Below are 19,413 nucleotides of genomic sequence, written 5' to 3'. Positions count from 1 at the left end.
AGTGTACGGTGAGAGGGGTGGGATGATGCTCCTTGCGAGCATTTTCAGGAAATCAGCCACTCATTCGTGGGGTGACCTGTACCCTGTGCTGACGCAACGCAGGACCGGAGTGGCGAGACCGGCCGAAGATCGTCTCGAAGGTGCCCAGGATCATTTTCCTCAGTGTCGTGCGAGGGGAATCATGGCCAGCGCATCCGGCTGCGGGATACCTCCAGGAACTTCCCGCACGGTGGCGCCCGGAGCATGGATCAACCGCCACCGGGACGCCACGGTCGCCACGGCGATCACGATCTCTGACGCCGCGAAGGAGTCCCCGATGCATTTGTGCTGACCGGCTCCGAACGGAATGAACCTGTGAGGGCGTGGCCGATCCGCCGAGTCGGTGTTCCAGCGATCCGGATCGAATTTCCTGGGCTCGTGGAACAAGGCGGGGTCCCGATGGAGCGCGTAGGGACTGTAGCCCAATTCGGCTCCGGCCGGGATCAGGACGCCGCCGAGCTTCACCGGAACCAGAGCGCGCCTGGTGAACAGAAGTGGCGAATGCAGGCGAAGTGCCTCGTGGAAAACACTGTTCGCATAGGTGAGACCGGCGACGTCAGAGGGACGCACGGGCCGCGTGCCGATCACTTCGTCGACTTCGGCATGCAGGCGCTTCTCCACCTCGGGATGACAAGCCAGTTCATGGAAGATCCAGGACAGTACGGTGGCCGAGGTTTCCGTCGCGGCGAAGAAGATGGAGATCACTTCGTCCCTCACTTGCTCGTCGCTCATCGTCTCGCCCGTCTCTGCGTCCACGGTGGACAACAACAGAGACAGAAAGTCGTCACGGCCCGACGCTTCGGTGCCGTACCGCACGATCACATCGTCGACGATCCGGCGCATCCGTGCGGCGGCCGCGTCGAACCGCCGGTTCATCGTGATCGGCAACCGGTCCAGCGCCTTTGGCACGATCGCTCGCCTGAGGATACCCTCCACGAGAATCGGGAACGAGCGGTGCACTTCCTCGACCGCCGCCCCCCCGAGGTCACCAGAGAAGATCATTGCCGCAACCGAGGACAGCGCGAACCGACGCATTTCCGTTGCCACCTGGATCTCTTGACCGGCGTTCCACGACGTGGACATCTCGTCCGCCTGTCGACACATCATCTCCGCATAGGCAGTGATGTGATTCCGCTGGAACGCCGGTTGCAGCAGACGGCGCTGCTTGCGGTGGAACTCACCGTCAGTCAACGGAAGACCGTTACCGAACAACGGGCGCAGCCGGTGGAAGACCCTGCCGCGCCCGAAGTTCTTCGAGTCACCGACCAGTACGGAATGTATGAGGTCCGGGCTGGTGAGCACGTGAACGGGCCAGGTGGCCACGTCGACCCTTACGATGTCGCCGTGCGTCCTCAGCGATTCCAGGAACGCTATCGGCCTGCGCCACAACTGCAGCGCGTGGCCGAGGAGGGGAAGACTCCCCGGAGCCACCGCCGCGTCTCGTGACGGGATGACATGCGCGGGCCACCCCTCCGTCGTACCGCTCATGTCACTGGGACCAGATCCGGGCGGGTGTACGTGGACTGCAGGCCCGCGACCCACCGTTCATCGCTGTAGCGGGTGCACTCGTACCGCTGCCATAGGTCCGCGCCGATCATCCAGTCCTGATAGCTCTTCACGCAGCGCGCGACTCCGGCGCGCGCTGACGGGTCTGTCACCCCCAACGTGTCCAGCACGTGGGGCAGCCCCCTTACGGCGGTCAGGAAGTCCTCGACGCGGGATCGGATGCGCTCCTGGACGGCGAGCACCGCCTCCGGCAGTGACCACTCGTTCCACCAGGCAAGGAGGGAGACGAGGTTGTTGTTGTCCCCACAGGAGAACTCTTTGCGCAGAGAGAAGACGTCATTGCCCCATGAGATGACGTCCAGGGCACTGCTCACGAGGTCCTGGAAGGCTGAGCTGCCGTACACCTCCGGGGGCACTTCGACGCCCAGGCCGGCCTCCACCATGTCCGTCATCGGAAGCAGTTGGGAGCTGTGCCGTCGCATGCGGACGTAGTCGTCGATCGTCGGCTGCTGTACGGCATTCCGGTTCACCGCTTCCTGGTCGAGGGAGCGCAGCATGAGGTGGATGTGCCCCAGGTAACGCTCCCGTATGCTCGGCGGCATCTCGGCCAGGATGCGGTCGCACAGGTCGATGAATCCGACCACCAGCGGATTCCGGCGCAGCTGCGGGGCGCTGTCGATCTTCCCCGTGGCGAGGTACCCGGTGATCGCTTCGGTGAGGGGAGGCCACGCCTCCAGTCGATCCGCCCTGATGAGGTGGTCGTGCTGGTCATCGAGTACGAACGACCAGGCCATCCACTCGGCAAGCAGCACGACGTGCCGGTAGGGCGCCTCGTGACACACCCGCCCGGACAGGTGCCCGAAGCCGATGCCGGCGAACTGCTCCGCCGAGTCGGTGATCAGTCCACGGCGAAATGCCCACGAGGTCGCCTCGTCGTTGGCCTGACCTGACTGCGGATGTTTGGAGGATTCGAAGGGGAGATGGAAATCTGGAATGACGAAGGAGTCGAGAAGGGCCATAAATCCCTCCATAGGGAATCCGGATTCGACACTTCCCGCCGAAGCGCTTCTCGCGTCGACAAGCAGGCGATCACGCCCTCAACTACGGTATGTCCCAACAGGTTTCTACGATCACTCTGGCCACAAATTGGCCGATTTACGCATCGGCGCGAGGAGAATTGACACCCCATGTGGTCAATTAACGCGCGGAACCGAGCAGGCTGTCAACATAATCCGGCCATGAGAGCCCGGAACGCTCAGGGCAATCGCCAGCGGTTATTCGGAGAGTCATATGCGAATGCCATAACTGTGGTGTCGGGGAGCCCGACACGCACGGGGCGCACGCCACCACCGGAGGACCACAGGTCAGAAGGCGTAAATCGCCATCGCTTCAGCACCGGGCGTGGATGGACGTGTCGGCGCGAGGGGACGAGAAGGCGCGAGGGGACGAAGGGCAGGGTCCGCCGGGACGAGGCCGCCAGGGGCGCGGGAGCCCGTCAGGGGCCCGTGCCTGTACTCGCGCGCCGACGTTTCGCACTGCGCGCCGCCCGGGCTCAATTGTCCGCCTCCGACGGCCCCCGACCGGTGGGAGGCATGTAACCAGCCGCCGCAGCGTAGACGGCCACGCGAGTTGTCACAGACGGCGCCCCCCGCTGCCGGCACGAACCCGCGTCTCGCACCGGCTCCCGTACGAGCGCAAGTACCCGCTGGTGTCCCCGCAGACCGGCACGGTGAGCGGCCGCCCGTCGAAGACCGGCGCCTCATGCGCCACACGTCCTCATGGCAGAGGTTGAACGCCTTGACGGCATGTGCACCAGGCGCCGCCTCGTGTCGAGTACGGACTCACTGATCTCGGGCGTACGCTGCTCGGCCCGTTCGGTGCGTTCGGCGCGTGGGCCTTCGAACACGGTGATGAGGTCACGGCTGCCCAGGACCGGCATGCCACGCAGATTCCCGGGCGGGCCACACAGCGCCCGAGGCACGGACCGCCCACGCTCACGGCCACTGGAATTCGCTGATCGCAACGCATTCAGGCGGCTTGCCCGAGGACTCGGTGCGGCGGCCGGTTGGACGGGCCGGGTCCGGGGAACCGGTGGGGGATGAACGACGACGCAGACGAGACGCCGCAGGAGCGAATGGCCAAGGCCGAGCTCTACCTGGAGTCGGTCAAGGCCCGGATGGACCCGGAGGACTTCGAGACGCTGCACCAGGCCGTGCAGGAGATGAGCCGTCTGATCGCCGAGGGAGACGAAGGCGTGCTGGAGGCCGGCGACCGGGAGAACTTCGCGGGCGATGTCCAGCGCGAGTTCCTGGCCGTGATGGCGATCGTGACCACCGGGCGGATGGACCACCATGTCATCGACATGCCCGGCCCCGACGGCAGTCCCGGTTACGCGGTCGTCACCCCGGAGGTCGCCAACGATCCGGCGGCACTCGCGGAGCTGCGCCGGCAGGTCCACCAGTGGAGCAGTGACCAGCAGGCGATCAGCAGCGAGCTGGACGGCATCGCCCGGGCCAGCGGCATGGACCCCGACGACTGACCCGCCGGCCGCTCGGACCGGACCGCAGCACCAGCCGCCCCCGGCTCCCCCGACAGCCGGATCCCCGAGGAGACTTCCATCGCGCCGGAGGTGGGCGCGCGGCGCGGTCCTGATTCCGGCGTGTCCCGATTGGGGCCGGCGGTGGCGTGGCCGTTGTGGCGAGTCTCGGCCCCACGGCCTGTGGCGGGGGGCAGAAGCCGGCGACGGCTCCGGGCCAACGGCCCTTCCTCGCCAAGCCGTTCGCCTGCCCGCAAGAGGCGCGGGCACTGTTCCTGCGCCGGGAGAGCGCTCCGGAAACCGCATACTCCCGACCGTCCGACCGCCCGCGGGCGACGCGTGCACCTGATCCGTCCCGTGCGGTGAACCCGAAGCCCGTTTCCGGCGTGTTTCCGTGCATCCGCACACTCCTGCCGGACAACCCGGCGAAAGGGAACGATGCCCACCGTGTCCACCGAACACGCCTGCCAGACGGCGGCCGAACAGGCCGCCCACTGCCTCCAGCCCGCCTGCGCCGCCCTGACGCCCCGGGGCCGCCCCGCCGAGTCGCTCCAGGCCGACGCCATGCCCGTCGTCCTGCGCAACTACCTCGGCGTGGACGTCCGCGCGCCGGAGCCCGTCATGCAGGCTCCCGTGGCCGACGCCTCGACCGGCGCGGCGGTCCTGCGCCTGTGCATCGACGGGCTGTGCGCCGAGATGGCAGGCTCGCTCGCGTCATGGCACGCGAGTCTCGGCCGCAGCCTGCCGGAACTCCTGCACGAGGCGACGCCGTCGGCGAACTACTGGGAGCTCGTGGCCGATCTGCAGTACGGCGCCCATGAGGTTCTGACCGCTCTCACCCGTCTGGGCCGCGACGGCAGTCCGGGACCACGGATGCTGACCGAGCGTCTGGCCCTCTTGGAGGATCTGCTCGCCGGGACGCTGAGACGCTCGGCCGTGCCCGCGGAAACGGCCGCCGTGTGTGCCACCGGACTTACGGACGCCGTCGCGTCGCTGTTCGGGCTCGCCCCCTCCGGCGGCGGCGAGCGCTGAGCGACGGCGCCCCCGCTGCCGGCCCGGCTACGCGCTCGCGCCCTCGTCCGGGTGCAGGGCGTCGAGGATGAGAGTGAGACCGAAGGTGAACTCGTCGGCGTAGTCGTAGCCGGGCTTGAGGGCGTGCTCGGTGACGAGTTCGGTGAGGTGGGGGTAGGCGTCGGCGGGCATCTCGCTCAGGAGCGCGCCCGCCACCTCTTCCAGCTCGGCCGAGCCGCTGAACGGCAGGCTCACCTCCTGGATCACGAAGCCGTACAGATAGCTGTCGATCAGCGAGAAGGCGTGCGCGGCCATCGGGACGGAGAACCCTCCGGCGCGCAACGCGCCGATGACGGCATCGTGGTGACGCAGCGTCATGGGCCCGGGTCGCGTACGGGAGTCCATCAGGGCGACCGCCCATGGATGGCTCCGGAGCACGGCGCGGGCGGAGGTCGCGCGGTGGCGCATGGCGCTCTTCCAGTCCGTGTCGCGCGACGGCAGATCGATCTCGCCGAACACCGCGTCCACCATGCCGTCGAGGACGTCCTCCCTGCCTGCGACGTGGTGGTACAGCGACATCGCCTCGACGCCCAGCGGGCCGGCGATGGCCCGCATGGTGAGCGCGGCCGTGCCCTTCTCGTCCGCCACCGCCATCGCCGCGCGGATCACCCGCTCGCGACTGAGCGGGGTGCGCGCCGGCGCCTTCCTCCGACCCTTGCCTGCCTCGGGCATCCGCCTCGTCCTTCCCCTCTCTTGACCGCCTTACGGCATAAGGCTACCTTGCCTTACAACATAAGGTCGACATTCCGGCGAAGGGCTGCGCCATGGGCACGGATCGCGTGAAGAAGGTCTGCATCATCGGAGCTTCGGGGAAGCTCGGGCAGTACATGGTCCGGCACGCACTGGACCGCGGCTACGAGGTGGTCGGCGTGTGCCGGGAGCGCAGCGTGCAGAAACTGGCCGCGTTCGAGGGCCGGATGACCGTCGTCCCCGGGCCCACGGACGACCCCGAGGTGATCCGGCGGGCGGTTGCCGGGTGCGACGGAGTGCTGACGGTGCTGGTGCCGTGGGGCGTCCGGCAGTACGCGTCAGGCACGGCGCAGGCGGTGCTCGACCACGCGCGGCCCGACGCGCGCCTGGTCTTCTCCTGCGGCTGGCACATCACGCGCGACGGCAAGGACTCGTACTCGTGGATGTTCCGGGCGGGCGTCCGGATCGCGACCGTGCTGGCCAAGCTCGTCCGCGCCGTCGAGATCGACGACCAGGTGGAGGCGTGCCGCCGGGTGTTCGCCAGCGACACCCGGTGGACCGTGGTGCGCGGCAGCTCCCTGGAGGAGGGCGAGAGCCAGGGCCTGCCCGTGTGGAGCCGGCACGTGGGGGACCCGATCCTGGCGGGCAACCTGACGCGCCGCGTGGACTTCGCGCTGTTCATGGTGGAGGCGCTCACCGACGACGCGCTCGTCCAGGAGGCCCCGGCGATCGTCGGCCGCCTGACGTCCGGCGCGCTGGCACACGCGCGGCTCGCCGACGACGGGGGGCGGTAGGCGCGACCGCGGGTCAGGCGTCCCAGGCGCGGGGACGCTTCAGCTCTTCCCATTCGGGGCGGAGCAGCGAGAACACGGCGAGATCGTGGCGGCGGCCACGATGGAGGCAGGCGGCGCGGCTGATGCCCTCCTGCACGAATCCGGACCTGGCGAGAACGGCCAGGGCGGGTACGTTGTCCGTGTGGGTCTCCGCCGTGAGGCGGTACAGCGGGAGTTCGCCGAACGCCAGGTCCACCAGGGCGTCGAGGGCGTCGGTGCCGTGACCGTGCCCGCGATGCGGAGCGGCCAGCATCAGCTCGACCTGTGCAGTGCCGTTGACGATGTTCTGGCCGCTCAGTGCGACATGGCCGACAGGGGTGCCGTCAGGGAGCAGGACGAGGAAGTCGTCGCGATCGTCGTCGTCGCTGTCGCGCTCGATGCGTTCACGCATCGCGGTCAGTGAGCGCGGCCAGATACCGATCTCGTACGCGGCCACGGGGTCGGACCGCCAGCCGTGCAGAAGCTCGGCGTCGTCCGTGTCGACCGCCGCCAGACCGACAGACCTGGCGCGCCAGCAGACTTCCCTGGCAGCTTCGTCGTTGTCGTCGCCCGCGGTCCCGGTGTCTTCGCTCATGGGCGGAGGGTATGGGCGCCTTCAGGCCGAGGCCACCGGTTTTCTCCGCTCGGCGGCCCCGCGCCTCCGTTCCCCGGCCGGCTGGACGTCCACAGGCGCGGAGCCTCGTCGCCGCCACCGGTCGGCGGCCTCGCCGGCGAGGATTTTCCGCCAGCCTCCGGGTAGACAGACCACGGTGTGTGACGCTCTCGATAGCGTCCCCCTGGACCTACCTGCTCGACCATGACACCGACACCCACACCCGACCCCGAACAGACCTCGCCGTCCCCGCCGCTGAGCCGCGTCCGCGGTCCACCGCCACCGCGTCCTGAAGCCCCCTCGCCCGCCGACAGCCCGCTGAAGGAGAGCACCGTGTCCCAGCAGCCGATACTCGTCCTGGACCCCACCGGCTCCGACCACCACGCCGAGGACCAGGCCCTGCGCGCCCGCGGTCCGGCCACCCGTGTGGACATCCTCGGCGTGACCGCGTGGTCCGTCACCGACCCCGCTCTCCTCAAGGAACTCCTCACCAGCCAGCAGGTCTCCAAGGACGCCCGCGCCCACTGGCCGGCGTTCGCCGAGACGGTGCCCACCTGGCCGCTGGCCCTGTGGGTCGCGGTGAACAACATGTTCACCGCCTACGGCGGCGACCACCGACGCCTGCGCCGTATGGTCGCACCGGCGTTCAGCTCCCGCCGTATCCAGGCCATGCGGGCCACGGTCGAGAAGGTCGTCACCGCGCTCCTCGACGACCTCGACGCTCAGCCGGCCGGCGAGGCGGTCGATCTGCGCACGCACCTCGCCTCCCCGTTGCCGATCGCGGTGATCGGCCGGCTCATGGGCGTCCCCGACGAACAGCGCGACGGCTTCCGCGCCATGGTCGACGGCGTCTTCGGGACCACCCTCACCACCGAGCAGGCCACCGCGAACACGGCCGCCCTGTACGAGTCGCTGGACCGGCTGATCGCGGCCAAACGCGCCGAGCCCGGCGACGACATGACCTCCCTCCTCATCACCGCCCGCGACGAGGAGGGCGACGGCAGCACCCTCACCGACGACGAGCTGCGCGACACTCTCCTGCTGATGATCTCCGCCGGGTACGAGACCACCGTCAACGTGATCGACCAGGCCGTCACCGCCCTGCTGACCGACCCCGCGCAGCTCGTCCATCTGCGGTCCGGCCGCGCCGACTGGAACGGCGTCGTCGAGGAGACTCTGCGGCACGAACCCGCGGTCAAGCACCTGCCGCTGCGCTACGCCCTCACGGACATCCCCCTGCCCGACGGCCGGATGATCGCCCGGGGCGAGGCGATCCTCGCCTCGTACGCCGCCGCCAACCGCCATCCCGACTGGCACGGGGAATCAGCCGACCGCTTCGACGTCACCCGGCCGACGAAGGAACACCTGGCCTTCGGGTACGGCGTGCACTTCTGCCTCGGCGCGCCGCTCGCCCGCCTCGAAGTCGCCACCGCCCTCCAGCAGCTCTTCGAGCGGTTCCCCGAGATCGAACTCGTCGTGCCCGCCGATGAGCTGAAGCCGCTGCCGTCCCTGATCAGCAACGGGCACCGGGCCCTGCCCGTACGCCTGCGGCCGGCCGCACGCTGACCGCCTCTGCCCCCGTTCGCACGACCCGGACGGGAAAGCCGGGGTCCGCCGCCCGTCCCGGCGGCGTGCGGGACCGCTCGCCTCAGGCGAGAACGGCGTCGATTTCCACCTCGCCCAGCCAGGCCGGGTCGATGAAGCGGGGCACCTCGACGAACGTGGTCGCGGGCCGGACGGCCGTGAACCGTTCGCCGTGGGCTCGGGCCGCTTCCTTCCACCGGGTCACGTCGGTGAGCATGACGCGGGTTCGAACGACGTCTTCCAGCGATGCCCCGGCCGCCGCCGGCGCGCGCTCGGCGATGTCCAGGCACCGCACCGTCTGCGCGTACACATCACCCGGCCCCACGGTGGAGCCGTCGTCCCCGATGGGCGCTGTGCCGGCGACGGCTACGCAGTCGCCTCGTCGCACCGCCCGCGAGAACCCGATCCGCGGCTCCAGCGGGGACCCGGAGCTGACGTTCTGCCGCATTCGTTCCATCGGGCCATGCTCCCAGGTGGTGGTGCGCCGGCCAACGATCAGGCGCCCTCCACGAACTCCCGGTGCAAGTCCGGACGTTGCGGGCCGTCGCCGCCCTCTGTCTGCCCGCGGCCATCGGCATCCTGAAAGGAATCCCGGCGCGCCCCGCGCAGAAGGCCGAGAGGGACGGGCCGTCGTTGCGATCGGAGCTCGCGCAGCTCAGGAGGCCGCGGTTGATTCTGGTGATGGTCCTCGGTGCACTGGTGAACGCGGCGACCTTCGGAAGCTTCACCTTTCTCGCTCCCGTAGTCACCGGCACCGCCGGGCTGGGTGAGCTGTGGATCTCTGTCGTTCTGGTGCTCTTCGGCGCCGGTTCCTTTGTCGGTGTCACCGGCGCCGGGCGGTTGTCCGACCGGCGCCCCGGCCCGGTCGTCGCTGTCGGCGGTCCGCTGCTGCTCATCGGCTGGCCGGCGCCGGCCGTGCTGGCCGACAGGCCGGCCGCCCTGCTCGTCCTCGTGTTCGTGCAGGGCGCGCTGTCGTTCGCGCTGGGCAGCACGCTGATCACACGGGTCCTGTACGAGGCGGCAGGAGCGCCCACCATGGCCGGCTCGTACGCGACCGCGGCACTCAACGTCGGCGCCGCCGTCGGACCACTCGTCGCCGCGATCACGCTCGGCACCGCGCTCGGGGACCGCGGACCGCTGTGGGCGAGCGGACTGCTCGTCGCGATCGCCCTGCTCGTCGCGTTTCCGCTCCGTGGTGTGATCGCGGCCGGCCGGAGCAGCGCGGTTCTCCGATGACGCATGCGGACGGACGCCACCGGCGCCACCCGACCGGTCCGGTTCGGCCGGGCGGGAATGCATCGCCCATGGATCTACGAATTGCAAAATTCTTCAATTCGATACATGCTGTGCCCGCTGTCTTCGCAGGTAGCCGGGGATACAGCACCAGCCGATGGCCCGTTCCCACGGGGCATGAGAGGTATGCCATTCGTGCCGGTTTCCGCTGTATCAGGCCAGGGCCGAGCCCTGTGACAAGCGAAAGAGCGACGATGACCATCGAGTGGCGCTACACCACGCACCAGGCCCTGGGCGTCCTCTCCCTCGCCGGGTTCCTCGGGTCCGACGCCGTGCACCGGTTCACCGGCGCCGTCGGCTGGGTCCTGGCGCGAGGGACCGGGCCGGTCATCCTCGATCTCACGGAACTGCGCGGCTGGTCCGCCGACGGGCGGCTCGCCGTCGCGCGCGCCGCCCGGGAGCTCATCGCCGAAGGCCGGAGCATGGAGCTCGCCGCGATCCCGGCCGAAGGCTCCCTCGTCCCCGGCACCGGCCGTCTCCCCCTCCCGGTGCACGCCGACCTGACCACCGCCCTCGCGGCCCACCAGCACGTGAGCGGCCGGGTCCGCGAGTGGTGCAGCGACGACTGGCCCGACCGGAAGAACACCGTCGTACGCAGCCGCCTGTGAGCACGACATCCGCGCTCCGGCGGACACGTCACTTCTGGGCGTGCTCGCCCACATAGAACAGGATCCAGACGAAACCGGCGAACAAGTGGGTGCCGAAGACGTACACGAAGACGCGCAGCATCACACCGCGCTCCTTCCACTTCTCCAGGTCCTGCTCTTCGGGCTTCGCTCCGCGCGCCACGTCATTCCTCTCGGTCGTCACGGCCGGCTCGGGCCGGTAGGCCCTCATCGGGAGGGTTGCCTGTCCGCCACACGCAGCTCGGCGAGCAGTTCCTGCTGGCCGGTCAGCAGCTCGGACAGGATGCGGCGGGCGGCGGCGAGCAGTTCGGCGACGTCGCCGCCGGCCAGCTCGTAGACCACGGTCGAACTCTCCCGGGTCGCCCGGACGATGCCCGAGCGGCGCAGCACCGCCAGTTGCTGCGACAGGTTCGAGGGTTCGATCTCGATCGCCGTCAGCAGGTCCCGGACCGGCATCGGTCCGTCCTGCAGCAGTTCGAGAACCCGGATGCGCACCGGGTGCCCCAGCATCCGGAAGAACTCGGCCTTCGCCTGATACAGCGGAACCGGAACCGCGCTCACCCCTCACCCACCTCGTGCTCGCCGGCCGGGCCCGCACCGGACGGACCCGCTCCCTTGTGTGCCGAATTGAAGAACTCTTCACATGGTAAACGCCGGACGGCCTCCAGCGGGGTGCCCGGCCGTGGCCAGGCACGCGTCCGCATTCGTCGGGTGCACGTCCGCAGGCGCACCGTCGTGCCCTTCGCCCCGGTCCGCACCTGCACCGTGTCGCAGAGCAACCCCGCACCCCACAGGCCGAACCCGGAGTCCGCGGCGGACTCCGGCGGGCTCCAGCTGATGAACTCCTCGGGCTGCCAGTGGCCGGAGTCGGTGATCTCGCAGATCAGGCCGCTGTCGGGCCAGGTGCGCAGCGTCACCGTGGCGGATGGCGTGGGTGGCCACCTCTGTGACGGCGACGAGCAGGTTGTGCAGTGCCTCGGCCGTGACCCCGCAGCGCCTGGCCCGGTCGGCCGCGAAGGCGCGGACCGCGTGCAGTTCGGTGGTGTGGATCTGCATGGTCGCCGCCGACTTCCCAGAGGCCGCCAGGGGACGCCGGTCGAGGTCGGCAACGAACTCCTCGGGCTCGCGGTGGCCGGGGTTGTCCGCCATCTGGGAGCCCTCGCGGAGCCTGGGGTGGGTCTGGCGCACGAGGGCGATGGTTCCGGGAGCCGGCGCCTCCGTGTCGTAGCAGCACAGGCTGCGGAAGGGCACGTTGGCGAAGCCGGCCGGACTCGGTGGGCGGCAGCTGCTCCCGCTCGACGCCCATCTGCCGCAGGAGACGCAGCAGAACCGCGGACGGCTCGGGGCCGCTCTCCGCCCACGCGTCGCGGAGGTCGATTAGAACTGCCCGTCCGGGAAGCGCGTATGGCAGGCGGCGCCCAGGTGCAGGGCGACGGCGGTGGTGCCGATCCTCGGCGGTCCGTACAGCGGCGCGACACGGGGACGCCCGGTGGCGGGACGGGTCGCCTCCCGTTGAGCTGCTTCAAGACGCCCTGACGGTCGGTGAATCCGCGTGCCGCCGTCCTCCGCCGTGATCACCAGATGGCCGGGGCCCTCGCGGCGCTCCAGGCCGTGGCGTACCGCGTTCTCGACGAGGGGCTGCAGACGCAGGAAGGGCACCACCACGGACAGCACCTCGGGTGCGACGCGCAGCGAGACGTTGAGCCGGCCGCCGAACCGAGCACGCTCCAGCAGCAGACAGCGGTCGATGCAGCGCAGTTCCTCGGCGAGCGATGTGAAGTCGCCGTGCTGCCGGAACGAGTACCGGGTGAACTCCGCGAACTCCACCAGCAGCTCTCTGGCCCGCGCCGGATCGGTGCGGACGAAGGAGGCCATGGCGCTGCTCGATGTACCCGCGCTGGCCGTCACGGACGCCTCCGGCACGGTGCTGGCATGCTGGGACGTTACACCTGTATCGGGCGGGAAACGCGGCCCCGGCCGGGCGGCGCGGCCGGGGCCGTACGGCCCACGGTGGATTCGGTGGGGGCGAGGCGGTCGCGGGCTGCGGTGGTTTCCCTGCGCGGGCGGTTTCCCGTCTGGAAGGATCACCAGGTGTTGGCCGACGAGGGGCGAGGGGGAGTTCCCGTGGAGGCACTGCAGCCGGGCGATCCGGACCGCATAGGTGACTACCGGCTGGTGGCCCGGCTGGGGGCCGGCGGCATGGGGCAGGTGTTCCTCGGCCGCTCGGCGGGAGGCCGCCCCGTGGCCGTCAAGGTCGTCCGCCCCGAGTACGGGGCCGACGCGGGTTTCCGGCGGAGTTTCGCCCGGGAGGTGGAGGCGGCCCAGCGGGTGGGCGGGTTCTTCACGGCGCAGGTGGTCGACGCCGACCCGGAGGCGGAGCGCCCCTGGCTCGTCTCCGCCTTCGTGCCCGGACCGTCGTTGCAGGCGGTGGTCGGCGAGCACGGCGGACTACCGGCCAGGGCGCTGCGGGTGCTGGCGGCCGGCCTCGCCGAGGGGCTGGACGCCATCCACAAGTGCGCCCTGGTGCATCGCGACCTGAAGCCGGGCAACGTCATCATGGCCGCCGACGGACCGCGCGTCATCGACTTCGGCATCGCCCGGGCCCTCGATGCCACCTCGTACACGGTGACGGGGTCGGTCACCGGCACTCCGGGGTACATGTCGCCGGAACAGGCGCGCGGCGACCGTGACATCGGGCCCGCCGGCGACGTGTTCGCCCTGGGCTCGGTGCTGGCCTTCGCCTCGACGGGCGCGGCTCCGTTCGGTGACGGGCATCCGGCCGCCGTGCTCTACCGGATCGTGCAGGAGGAGCCGGATCTGTCGCTCGTCGACAACGAGCTGCGCGGACTGGTGGCCGCCTGTCTGGCCAAGGAGCCGAGCGCTCGGCCCGCACCCGCCGAGATCCTCAGGTCGCTCGCCGGAGCGGTCGCCGACGGGACGGACGGCTGGCTCCCGCCCGCGGTCACCGGCATGGTCGACGCGTTCGGCGCCGACGGTGTCGAGACGCGAGCGGTGCCGGCCGGTCCGCCCCGAGGCCGCCGCGGCGGGCTGTCGCGGCTGGTCCCCACCCTGCGGCGCGGAAGGGCGGACCGCACCGCCACACCACCGCCGGTCAGCGACCCGCGGGCCGTCGAGCACGGCTGGAACGGGCTGCGCTGGGGAGCGGGCGTGGACGAGTTCACAGCCCGCTTCCCCGGCGCCAGGCAGCAGAACGGCGATTGGTGGGTCACGGGCCGGGGCCCGGAGACGTTCTGCGGGATCGTGATGGCCACGCAGTACGCCTTCAACGACCACGGTGAGCTGAGCCTGGTGGCCTTCTACCCCGAGACCGAGGACCGCGACCGACTGGTCGGCGCCGTCCTGGAGACGCTGGGCGCGCCCGACGGGACGACGACGAGGTGGACCAGAGGACCGGTCGTGGTGGACGTGAAGGTGGCGGGAGTGGCGGCCAGCCTGACGCACACCGGCTTCGACGCACGCTGAGGCGCCGCCTCGTCGGCGGCCGCTTCATTACCTCCGGCGTAATCGACCGCTCCCCCCTCCCCCGGCAGGATCGATCACGTCGACGCCGGACCCGTGCCGGGGACCGGCCGCAGCCAGTCATGAGGAGAGCGCCATGTCCGTCAAGTCCACTGTTGACGCCGCGAGTTCAGCCACCACCGCCGAGGCCACCCGGGCCGTGGTGCAGGAGTTCGTCGCCGCCCGGCTGGCCGGGGACACCGGGCGGCTCGTCGCGCTCTTCGCCGACGAGGTCGACTGGCTGCTCGCCGAGAACCCCGCCGTCCCGTGGATCCGCCCGCGGTCCACACCCGCCGAGTGCGCCGCCCAGTTCACGGAGCTGATGGAGCACACCGTGCCAGAGGACGCGCGCGCCCGAGTCGACACGTTCCTCGTCGACGGCGCGGACGCCGTACTGATGGGGCACCTGTCGGGGACGGTGCGCGCGACGGGCAAGTCCTTCGAGGGCCCGTTCGCGCTGCACCTCACCGTCGGGGACGGCCGGATCACCCGGCACCACCTGTACGAGAACAGCCTGTCGATCGCCGAGGCGTGCACCCCGTGAGGCGGTGAGGCGGGCCCGATGGACGCCTTGCCGCGGAGGAGGAGGCCGCCGTTGGCGTGGGTGGCCGGGCCCTGGCCGCCGTGCGGGTCGACCGCCGCGCCGAGGTAGCCGGCCCCGTTGCGGTTGCCGTCGCTGCCGCGCAGACGGACGTAGAACGGCTCCTCGCCCGCGACGAGGGGGATCGTCAGGGTGTAGGGGCCCGGTGCGCCGGCGCACCGCCCGGAGCGTCAGAGGCGGCGCCAGCCAAGGCCGCATTCTTCTGGAGGAGGACCGATGCCGGCGACCAGGTGGACTTCGACGATCGGCCGCCCGTTCCCGGTGCAGCCGGCCGAGTTCCGGGCGCCGGCATCGGGTTACGTGGAGAAGCCCCCTTGAAACTTCTTTCGTACCGTGGGGCAAGCGCTCTAGTGTGGCGCGGTGACGACTCGGATGATCATTCTCAACGGCGGTTCCAGCTCGGGCAAGTCCGGGATCGTACGATGTCTGCAGGACGTACTGCCGGACCCGTGGCTGGCGTTCGGGTGCGACTCGTTCGTCGACGCGATGCCCGCGCGGATGCAGACGTCGGACGAGGGGATCGTGTTCGCGGCGGACGGCGGGGTGAACGTCGGAGCGGACTTCCGGGCGCTGGAGGCGGCCTGGATGGAGGGCATCGTGGCGATGGCCCGGGCAGGCGCCAGGATCCTCATCGACGACGTCTTCCTCGGCGGAGCGGCGTCCCAGCAGCGGTGGCAGAAGGCACTGGGCGGACTGACCGTGCTGTGGGTCGGCGTCCGGTGCGAGAGCGCGGTCGCCGCGGGCCGTGAGATCGCACGAGGAGACCGCGTCCAGGGCATGGCCGCGTCACAGGCGGACGTGGTCCACGAGGGGGTGCTCTACGACTTGGAGGTGGACACGACGCGCACCGAGTCCCTGGCATGTGCACGCACCATCGCCGCCCAGGTCAACTAGACCGCCGGCCCGGGTCGCGGAGCCGGGGCCGGCAGTCGCGGCGGGGCCGTGCAGAGCAGAACGGTTGAATGCACAGGTGGTGAACTGGGCACAGATGTACGACTGTCGCGGGGACGTCGATCGTGTCCCCGAACTGCTGGAACACGTCGAGCGCGAGGACGCCGCAGAGGCATGGGTGGAGCTGGGGCACCGGCTGGTCCTCGAGTGCGATCTGGTGTTCCCGGCCGGCTTCGCCGCGCTGCCGTCTTTGGTGCGTCTCGCGTCGCGGAGCGCGCAGGCGCGTGGGCTGGCGGGGACGATCGTGCGATGCGCGGCAGGGGGCCACGGCTGCGACGATCTGCTGGCGGGCTGCGCCGACGCGATCGCGGAGTTCGGCCAACTCCTGGATCGGCACTTGCGGACGCGGCCGGCCGATTACCTGGCGACCTTCCTCGACCTGCTCGCTGTCGAGGAGCAGTACCACTGGAGTGCGGCCATGGGAGATTTCTCGGACGACTTCTACCAGGTCACCTGCCCGCACTGCGCTGCGGACGTGACGATCGCCATCGGTGCCTACGGGCGTTATTCGGCGATCCGGGACTGGCACCGGGGTGACGTGGACCGCTGTAACCTGAGGCCGGCGTCCCCCGATGGCCTCTCCGGCGTCGGTCGATGGATGCACGAGACTGCCGTCCGTGACGGGGAAGCCGTCCTCGCCCACGGCGTCGCCCATCTCTTCGGCCGCGCGGAATGCCCGCGCTGTGCCAGCGTCTTCAACATCGCGGACGAGTACACGTCCGCCAACCGCCCGGTCATGTGAGCGGCCGCCTGGACCCAGATCCTTTCCGATGGGTCGTGGAACCGCGTGTGCCTGGGGGTGCACGAGTGCGACCTGTGCTCTGAGGAAGAAGCTCCGGAGGGGAACGGGGAGGTCCGCATCCCAGGCCCACCCGGGATCCGTGGGCCGCCACCCGCTGGCCCGACGTCCCGTTCCCGTGGGTCCCGGAGGACGCGGAACTCATGCTGGAGTAGGAGCGAGCGATCTCCATGTGCGGAGCCGGAGTCGGATGGCGGCGACGGTGACCGTCCCGTGAAAGACGTAGGGCCTCTTGTCGTACCGGGTGGCGACCGCACGGAAGTTCTTGAGCCGGTTTGATCGTCCGCTCCACTTCGTTGCGGCGCCGGTGGATTCCTCGGTCGAACCCGGTCGGACGCCACCCTGGATAGCGCGCTGGCCCTTGGGCCGCGGGACGCCGGGCACGCGCAGCGAGTGCGTCGAGCTGGGGCGGTACGAGGCCATCCGGTCGAGGGCCGCGCCGGCGCGTGGTGCCGGGCGCGACGGCGCCGCGCCGGCGTCGGCGCAGCGGGCCGGAGCCGTACGGCCGTTGCCGACTGCCTGGCGGCGACCACGACCCTGTGGCTGCCCCTGTACGGAACCGGGGCCGCCGTGCTGGTCGGTGCGAGTGCGTGGTCCCGCGGCCGGGCCCGGGCAAGGAAGGGCTCTCAGCCGGAAACCTCGTCGTCGGGACCGGCGGCCGCTGGAACGTGACACCGGCGGATCTCGGCCAGAACGTGGTCGACCAGCGGCTGCACCTGTGCGAACAGCTCCTCGTGCCAGCTCTCGTCCGCGTCCCCGAGGTAGATCGCCCGCGCGTGCGCCATCGCCGGCCGGTGTTCGATCGGCAGGTGCCCCAGCGCCCAGTCGGCGGCCGTGTCCTTCGAGCGGATCTCCCCCGTCGCCAGCGTGACCCAGATCCGGGCGAGTGTCAGGACGACGTTGCGGGTGTCGTCCCTGAGATCGGCGAGCAGGCCGGGAATCCCGGCGGTGATCGCACGACGCAGGTCGGTGCGCGGCACCGGGTCGAGCAGGTTCGCCGGTGGGGGGCCGAACAGCGGGGTGTCGCCGGCCAGCACCATCGTCAGCAGCGGCGCGAGGTCGGGGCACGGCTCGGGCTCCGGCACCTCGCCGCGCTCGTACTCGTCACGCAACCACTCGCCGTACAGGAAGTCGCAGGTCGGCGGGTAGCGCCAGGGACGGACGTCGTCATGGACGGCGATGATCAGCTCGACAGGACGGCCCGGTCCGCGTCGCGCACGACGGCCCGACACGTCCAGCAGCCTGTCGACGAGTTGCCGCCGCTGCTCGGGGCTCGCGCTGCGGCGCGACACCGCGAGCACGTCGATATCGCTTCCGGGCCGGAGACCACCGAGCACGGCGGAACCGTGGAGGTACGCGCCGATCAGGTCCTCACCGAGCACCTCGCGGACCAGCGTCACGACGTCGTGGGTCTGCTGACGGGGCATGGGAAGGGATGGTAGTCGGCCGGAGCAGATGCGGTACTTTCTGGAGTACGGCCACGGAGACTTCTCCTCGCCCGGCACGTGAACCGTGGGGAGCGGCCGGGTGCGGTCGCCGAGCCGCCAAGTCGCCGGGAGGGACGTCGGATGACCGACGACGAGATACGTGCACGCTTCGACGGCCGCAGCCGTGTCGAGCTGCTGCTCGGCCATGTGTCGGCCTCGAAGCGGGAGCGTATCGAGCAGATCGCCCACGCTCTCGGCTACCGGCTGCTCTCCATGCAGAGCCAGTTCCCCAGCGGCCTCTGTTGCGTCTTCGAACGCGACGACAGCCCCCTCGCACGCCGCCGCAACGAGCTGGCGATTGCCCGGCTGCGCGCGGGCGAACCGCTGTTGGGCGCGATCGAGCCGCCCCCACCCCCGCCGCCGGCTCCGCCGCCGCCGGTCGGTTCGCAGCAACGGCCACCGCGGCCCAGGCGTCCCGCGGCGCCGCCCCCGCCGCCTCCCGCCGTCGCTCCGGCCCGGCCGCGGGTGCCGCCCCCGCCGGCACAACCGCCGCCTCCTCCGCCGCCACCTTCCGTCGACCCGGCCGGGTCCCGGCGTCGCGGACAGGGCGACGGTGGTGCGTGAGACGGGCGGTCGCGGATCGGGGAGTTGTCAGTTCGTGTGGGCGATCTGGATGAGGTTGCCGCACGTGTCGTCCAGGACCGCGGTGGTGACGGGGCCCATGTCCACCGGCTCCTGGGTGAACCGGACGCCGAGCCCGCGCAGGCGGTCGAACTCGGCGTGCACGTCGTCCACGGCGAACGAGGTCATCGGGATGCCGTCCTCGGCCAGTCCGGCCTTGTACGGCTTCACGGCCGGGTGGTCGTCCGGTTCGAGGACCAGTTCCGTGCCGTCGGGGTCCTCGGGCGAGGTCACGGTCAGCCAGCGGTGCTCACCGAGCGGGACCTCGGTCTTCTTCACGAAACCCAGCACGTCCGTGTAGAAGCTCAGGGCCTTGTCCTGGTCGTCGACGTGGATGCTGGTCAGATGGATCCTCATGGGGTGCTCTCCGGCGTATCGGGCTTGAGCCACCGGGTGACGATGCGCTCGAGCGGTTCGGTGTCGAGATGGTGGAACTTGTAGCGGCCCTGGCGCCGCGTGCGGACCAGGCCGGCGGATTCCAGTACGGCGAGGTGCTGGCTGATCGCCTGACGCGACAGCCCCAGGCCGTGTTTGCTCAGCAGCCTGCCGCAGAGCTCGAAGAGGGACTGTCCGTCCCGCTCGCTGAGCTCGTCGAGGATGCGCCTGCGGGTGGGATCGGCCAGCGCCTTGAAGACATCATCAGCCACAACCCAACGATAGGCAAG

21 protein-coding genes and 6 pseudogenes are annotated in these 19,413 nt (G+C 70.4%); 12 read left to right on the top strand and 15 right to left on the bottom strand.

The features are described 5' to 3' along the window. Positions 1-159 precede the first annotated feature (159 nt). The 3 genes and pseudogenes from ACWD01_RS08155 to ACWD01_RS08145 all read right to left on the bottom strand — a co-directional run. On the bottom strand, positions 160-1,527 hold the full coding sequence (locus ACWD01_RS08155) for a cytochrome P450 (RefSeq protein ID WP_451159311.1): 1,368 nt from the start codon (positions 1,525-1,527) through the stop codon (positions 160-162). Then, positions 1,524-2,564, bottom strand: a complete 1,041-nt coding sequence (locus ACWD01_RS08150) for a terpene synthase family protein (protein ID WP_451159309.1) — start codon at positions 2,562-2,564, stop codon at positions 1,524-1,526. The genes ACWD01_RS08155 and ACWD01_RS08150 overlap by 4 nt, the downstream gene beginning before the upstream one ends. 644 nt (positions 2,565-3,208) lie before the next feature. After that, a pseudogene (locus ACWD01_RS08145) lies at positions 3,209-3,368 on the bottom strand (NADP oxidoreductase); the annotation flags it as partial. Between ACWD01_RS08145 and ACWD01_RS08140 the strand changes: the two are divergent. The 3 genes and pseudogenes from ACWD01_RS08140 to ACWD01_RS08130 all read left to right on the top strand — a co-directional run. Next, positions 3,362-3,562: pseudogene (locus ACWD01_RS08140) on the top strand (winged helix-turn-helix transcriptional regulator); the annotation flags it as partial. The pseudogenes ACWD01_RS08145 and ACWD01_RS08140 sit on opposite strands and share 7 nt — an antisense overlap. A gap of 81 nt (positions 3,563-3,643) precedes the next feature. Beyond that, positions 3,644-4,084 carry a hypothetical protein gene (locus tag ACWD01_RS08135; RefSeq protein ID WP_451159307.1) on the top strand — a complete coding sequence of 147 codons (441 nt, stop codon included), beginning with the start codon at positions 3,644-3,646 and terminating at the stop codon, positions 4,082-4,084. Positions 4,085-4,528: 444 nt separating this feature from the next. Next, the gene (locus ACWD01_RS08130; protein WP_451159305.1) at positions 4,529-5,113 is read left to right on the top strand and encodes a hypothetical protein; all 585 of its coding nucleotides are present in this window, start codon (positions 4,529-4,531) and stop codon (positions 5,111-5,113) included. A 27-nt stretch (positions 5,114-5,140) separates the two neighbouring features. Here ACWD01_RS08130 and ACWD01_RS08125 read toward each other — a convergent pair whose 3' ends face one another. Further along, positions 5,141-5,824, bottom strand: a complete 684-nt coding sequence (locus ACWD01_RS08125) for a TetR/AcrR family transcriptional regulator (RefSeq protein ID WP_451159303.1) — start codon at positions 5,822-5,824, stop codon at positions 5,141-5,143. Positions 5,825-5,916: 92 nt separating this feature from the next. On the opposite strand from ACWD01_RS08125, the gene ACWD01_RS08120 reads away from it, so the two are divergent. Next, the gene (locus ACWD01_RS08120) at positions 5,917-6,636 is read left to right on the top strand and encodes an NAD(P)-dependent oxidoreductase (RefSeq protein WP_451159301.1); all 720 of its coding nucleotides are present in this window, start codon (positions 5,917-5,919) and stop codon (positions 6,634-6,636) included. 13 nt (positions 6,637-6,649) lie between these two features. On the opposite strand, the gene ACWD01_RS08115 is transcribed toward ACWD01_RS08120, so the two are convergent. Further along, positions 6,650-7,249, bottom strand: coding sequence for a GNAT family N-acetyltransferase (locus ACWD01_RS08115; RefSeq protein ID WP_451159299.1), 600 nt, complete (start codon positions 7,247-7,249; stop codon positions 6,650-6,652). A 351-nt stretch (positions 7,250-7,600) separates the two neighbouring features. Here ACWD01_RS08115 and ACWD01_RS08110 point away from each other — a divergent pair, with 351 nt between their 5' ends. Continuing rightward, positions 7,601-8,833: a cytochrome P450 family protein gene (locus tag ACWD01_RS08110; RefSeq protein WP_451159297.1), complete on the top strand. Its 1,233-nt coding sequence runs from the start codon at positions 7,601-7,603 to the stop codon at positions 8,831-8,833. Positions 8,834-8,915: 82 nt separating this feature from the next. Here ACWD01_RS08110 and ACWD01_RS08105 read toward each other — a convergent pair whose 3' ends face one another. Continuing rightward, positions 8,916-9,308, bottom strand: a complete 393-nt coding sequence (locus ACWD01_RS08105; protein WP_451159295.1) for a RidA family protein — start codon at positions 9,306-9,308, stop codon at positions 8,916-8,918. Positions 9,309-9,382: 74 nt separating this feature from the next. On the opposite strand from ACWD01_RS08105, the pseudogene ACWD01_RS08100 reads away from it, so the two are divergent. Then, positions 9,383-10,087 (top strand): annotated as a pseudogene (locus ACWD01_RS08100) (MFS transporter); the annotation flags it as partial. 251 nt (positions 10,088-10,338) lie between these two features. Continuing rightward, positions 10,339-10,752: an anti-sigma factor antagonist gene (locus ACWD01_RS08095; RefSeq protein ID WP_451159293.1), complete on the top strand. Its 414-nt coding sequence runs from the start codon at positions 10,339-10,341 to the stop codon at positions 10,750-10,752. A gap of 28 nt (positions 10,753-10,780) precedes the next feature. On the opposite strand, the gene ACWD01_RS08090 is transcribed toward ACWD01_RS08095, so the two are convergent. From ACWD01_RS08090 to ACWD01_RS08075, 4 genes and pseudogenes are all read right to left on the bottom strand, one after another. Beyond that, positions 10,781-10,933, bottom strand: a complete 153-nt coding sequence (locus ACWD01_RS08090; protein ID WP_451159291.1) for a DUF6126 family protein — start codon at positions 10,931-10,933, stop codon at positions 10,781-10,783. A 44-nt stretch (positions 10,934-10,977) separates the two neighbouring features. Continuing rightward, complete coding sequence (locus ACWD01_RS08085; protein WP_451159289.1) at positions 10,978-11,331, bottom strand: ArsR/SmtB family transcription factor; 354 nt, start codon at positions 11,329-11,331, stop codon at positions 10,978-10,980. After that, positions 11,328-11,687 carry a hypothetical protein gene (locus ACWD01_RS08080; RefSeq protein WP_451159287.1) on the bottom strand — a complete coding sequence of 120 codons (360 nt, stop codon included), beginning with the start codon at positions 11,685-11,687 and terminating at the stop codon, positions 11,328-11,330. Before ACWD01_RS08080 ends, ACWD01_RS08085 begins: the two co-directional genes overlap by 4 nt. 637 nt (positions 11,688-12,324) lie before the next feature. Next, a pseudogene (locus ACWD01_RS08075) lies at positions 12,325-12,657 on the bottom strand (sensor histidine kinase); the annotation flags it as partial. A gap of 237 nt (positions 12,658-12,894) precedes the next feature. Here ACWD01_RS08075 and ACWD01_RS08070 point away from each other — a divergent pair. Both ACWD01_RS08070 and ACWD01_RS08065 read left to right on the top strand, forming a co-directional pair. Then, positions 12,895-14,253 (top strand): serine/threonine-protein kinase, encoded by a 1,359-nt coding sequence (locus ACWD01_RS08070; protein WP_451159285.1) that lies wholly within the window; start codon positions 12,895-12,897, stop codon positions 14,251-14,253. A 133-nt stretch (positions 14,254-14,386) separates the two neighbouring features. After that, positions 14,387-14,833, top strand: a complete 447-nt coding sequence (locus ACWD01_RS08065) for a nuclear transport factor 2 family protein (RefSeq protein WP_451159283.1) — start codon at positions 14,387-14,389, stop codon at positions 14,831-14,833. Positions 14,834-14,880: 47 nt separating this feature from the next. Here the strand turns inward: ACWD01_RS08065 and ACWD01_RS08060 are convergent. Then, positions 14,881-15,045: pseudogene (locus tag ACWD01_RS08060) on the bottom strand (histidinol-phosphatase); the annotation flags it as partial. Positions 15,046-15,250: 205 nt separating this feature from the next. Between ACWD01_RS08060 and cpt the strand changes: the two are divergent. Together cpt and ACWD01_RS08050 are read left to right on the top strand one after the other, a co-directional pair. Continuing rightward, positions 15,251-15,784 carry a chloramphenicol phosphotransferase CPT gene (cpt, locus tag ACWD01_RS08055; RefSeq protein WP_451159281.1) on the top strand — a complete coding sequence of 178 codons (534 nt, stop codon included), beginning with the start codon at positions 15,251-15,253 and terminating at the stop codon, positions 15,782-15,784. A 76-nt stretch (positions 15,785-15,860) separates the two neighbouring features. Further along, positions 15,861-16,583, top strand: a complete 723-nt coding sequence (locus ACWD01_RS08050; RefSeq protein WP_451159279.1) for a hypothetical protein — start codon at positions 15,861-15,863, stop codon at positions 16,581-16,583. Between the two features lie 198 nt (positions 16,584-16,781). On the opposite strand, the pseudogene ACWD01_RS08045 reads toward ACWD01_RS08050, so the two are convergent. Continuing rightward, positions 16,782-16,983: pseudogene (locus ACWD01_RS08045) on the bottom strand (hypothetical protein); the annotation flags it as partial. 283 nt (positions 16,984-17,266) lie between these two features. Continuing rightward, complete coding sequence (locus tag ACWD01_RS08040; RefSeq protein ID WP_451159277.1) at positions 17,267-18,067, bottom strand: aminoglycoside adenylyltransferase family protein; 801 nt, start codon at positions 18,065-18,067, stop codon at positions 17,267-17,269. A 141-nt stretch (positions 18,068-18,208) separates the two neighbouring features. Between ACWD01_RS08040 and ACWD01_RS08035 the strand changes: the two genes are divergently transcribed. Continuing rightward, positions 18,209-18,691, top strand: a complete 483-nt coding sequence (locus ACWD01_RS08035; protein ID WP_451159275.1) for a hypothetical protein — start codon at positions 18,209-18,211, stop codon at positions 18,689-18,691. A 27-nt stretch (positions 18,692-18,718) separates the two neighbouring features. Here ACWD01_RS08035 and ACWD01_RS08030 read toward each other — a convergent pair whose 3' ends face one another. Both ACWD01_RS08030 and ACWD01_RS08025 read right to left on the bottom strand, forming a co-directional pair. Beyond that, positions 18,719-19,105 carry a VOC family protein gene (locus ACWD01_RS08030; RefSeq protein WP_451159273.1) on the bottom strand — a complete coding sequence of 129 codons (387 nt, stop codon included), beginning with the start codon at positions 19,103-19,105 and terminating at the stop codon, positions 18,719-18,721. Further along, positions 19,102-19,395 (bottom strand): ArsR/SmtB family transcription factor, encoded by a 294-nt coding sequence (locus ACWD01_RS08025; protein WP_451159271.1) that lies wholly within the window; start codon positions 19,393-19,395, stop codon positions 19,102-19,104. The genes ACWD01_RS08030 and ACWD01_RS08025 overlap by 4 nt, the downstream gene beginning before the upstream one ends. Positions 19,396-19,413 lie beyond the last annotated feature (18 nt).

The sequence above is a fragment of the Streptomyces sp. NPDC002835 genome, assembly GCF_053591995.1.
The sequence above is the reverse complement of the archived record's forward strand: the minus strand, read 5'-3'. Positions and strand labels throughout refer to the sequence as shown.

Excerpts from the sequence above, each read along its gene's own strand:
- ACWD01_RS08155 (WP_451159311.1), bottom strand. The coding sequence starts at position 1,527 with ATGAGCGGTACGACGGAGGGGTGGCCCGCGCATGTCATCCCGTCACGA.
- ACWD01_RS08150 (WP_451159309.1), bottom strand. The coding sequence starts at position 2,564 with ATGGCCCTTCTCGACTCCTTCGTCATTCCAGATTTCCATCTCCCCTTC.
- ACWD01_RS08135 (WP_451159307.1), top strand. The coding sequence starts at position 3,644 with ATGAACGACGACGCAGACGAGACGCCGCAGGAGCGAATGGCCAAGGCC.
- ACWD01_RS08125 (WP_451159303.1), bottom strand. The coding sequence starts at position 5,824 with ATGCCCGAGGCAGGCAAGGGTCGGAGGAAGGCGCCGGCGCGCACCCCG.
- ACWD01_RS08120 (WP_451159301.1), top strand. The coding sequence starts at position 5,917 with ATGGGCACGGATCGCGTGAAGAAGGTCTGCATCATCGGAGCTTCGGGG.
- ACWD01_RS08115 (WP_451159299.1), bottom strand. The coding sequence starts at position 7,249 with ATGAGCGAAGACACCGGGACCGCGGGCGACGACAACGACGAAGCTGCC.
- ACWD01_RS08105 (WP_451159295.1), bottom strand. The coding sequence starts at position 9,308 with ATGGAACGAATGCGGCAGAACGTCAGCTCCGGGTCCCCGCTGGAGCCG.
- ACWD01_RS08095 (WP_451159293.1), top strand. The coding sequence starts at position 10,339 with ATGACCATCGAGTGGCGCTACACCACGCACCAGGCCCTGGGCGTCCTC.
- ACWD01_RS08065 (WP_451159283.1), top strand. The coding sequence starts at position 14,387 with ATGTCCGTCAAGTCCACTGTTGACGCCGCGAGTTCAGCCACCACCGCC.
- ACWD01_RS08040 (WP_451159277.1), bottom strand. The coding sequence starts at position 18,067 with ATGCCCCGTCAGCAGACCCACGACGTCGTGACGCTGGTCCGCGAGGTG.
- ACWD01_RS08035 (WP_451159275.1), top strand. The coding sequence starts at position 18,209 with ATGACCGACGACGAGATACGTGCACGCTTCGACGGCCGCAGCCGTGTC.
- ACWD01_RS08030 (WP_451159273.1), bottom strand. The coding sequence starts at position 19,105 with ATGAGGATCCATCTGACCAGCATCCACGTCGACGACCAGGACAAGGCC.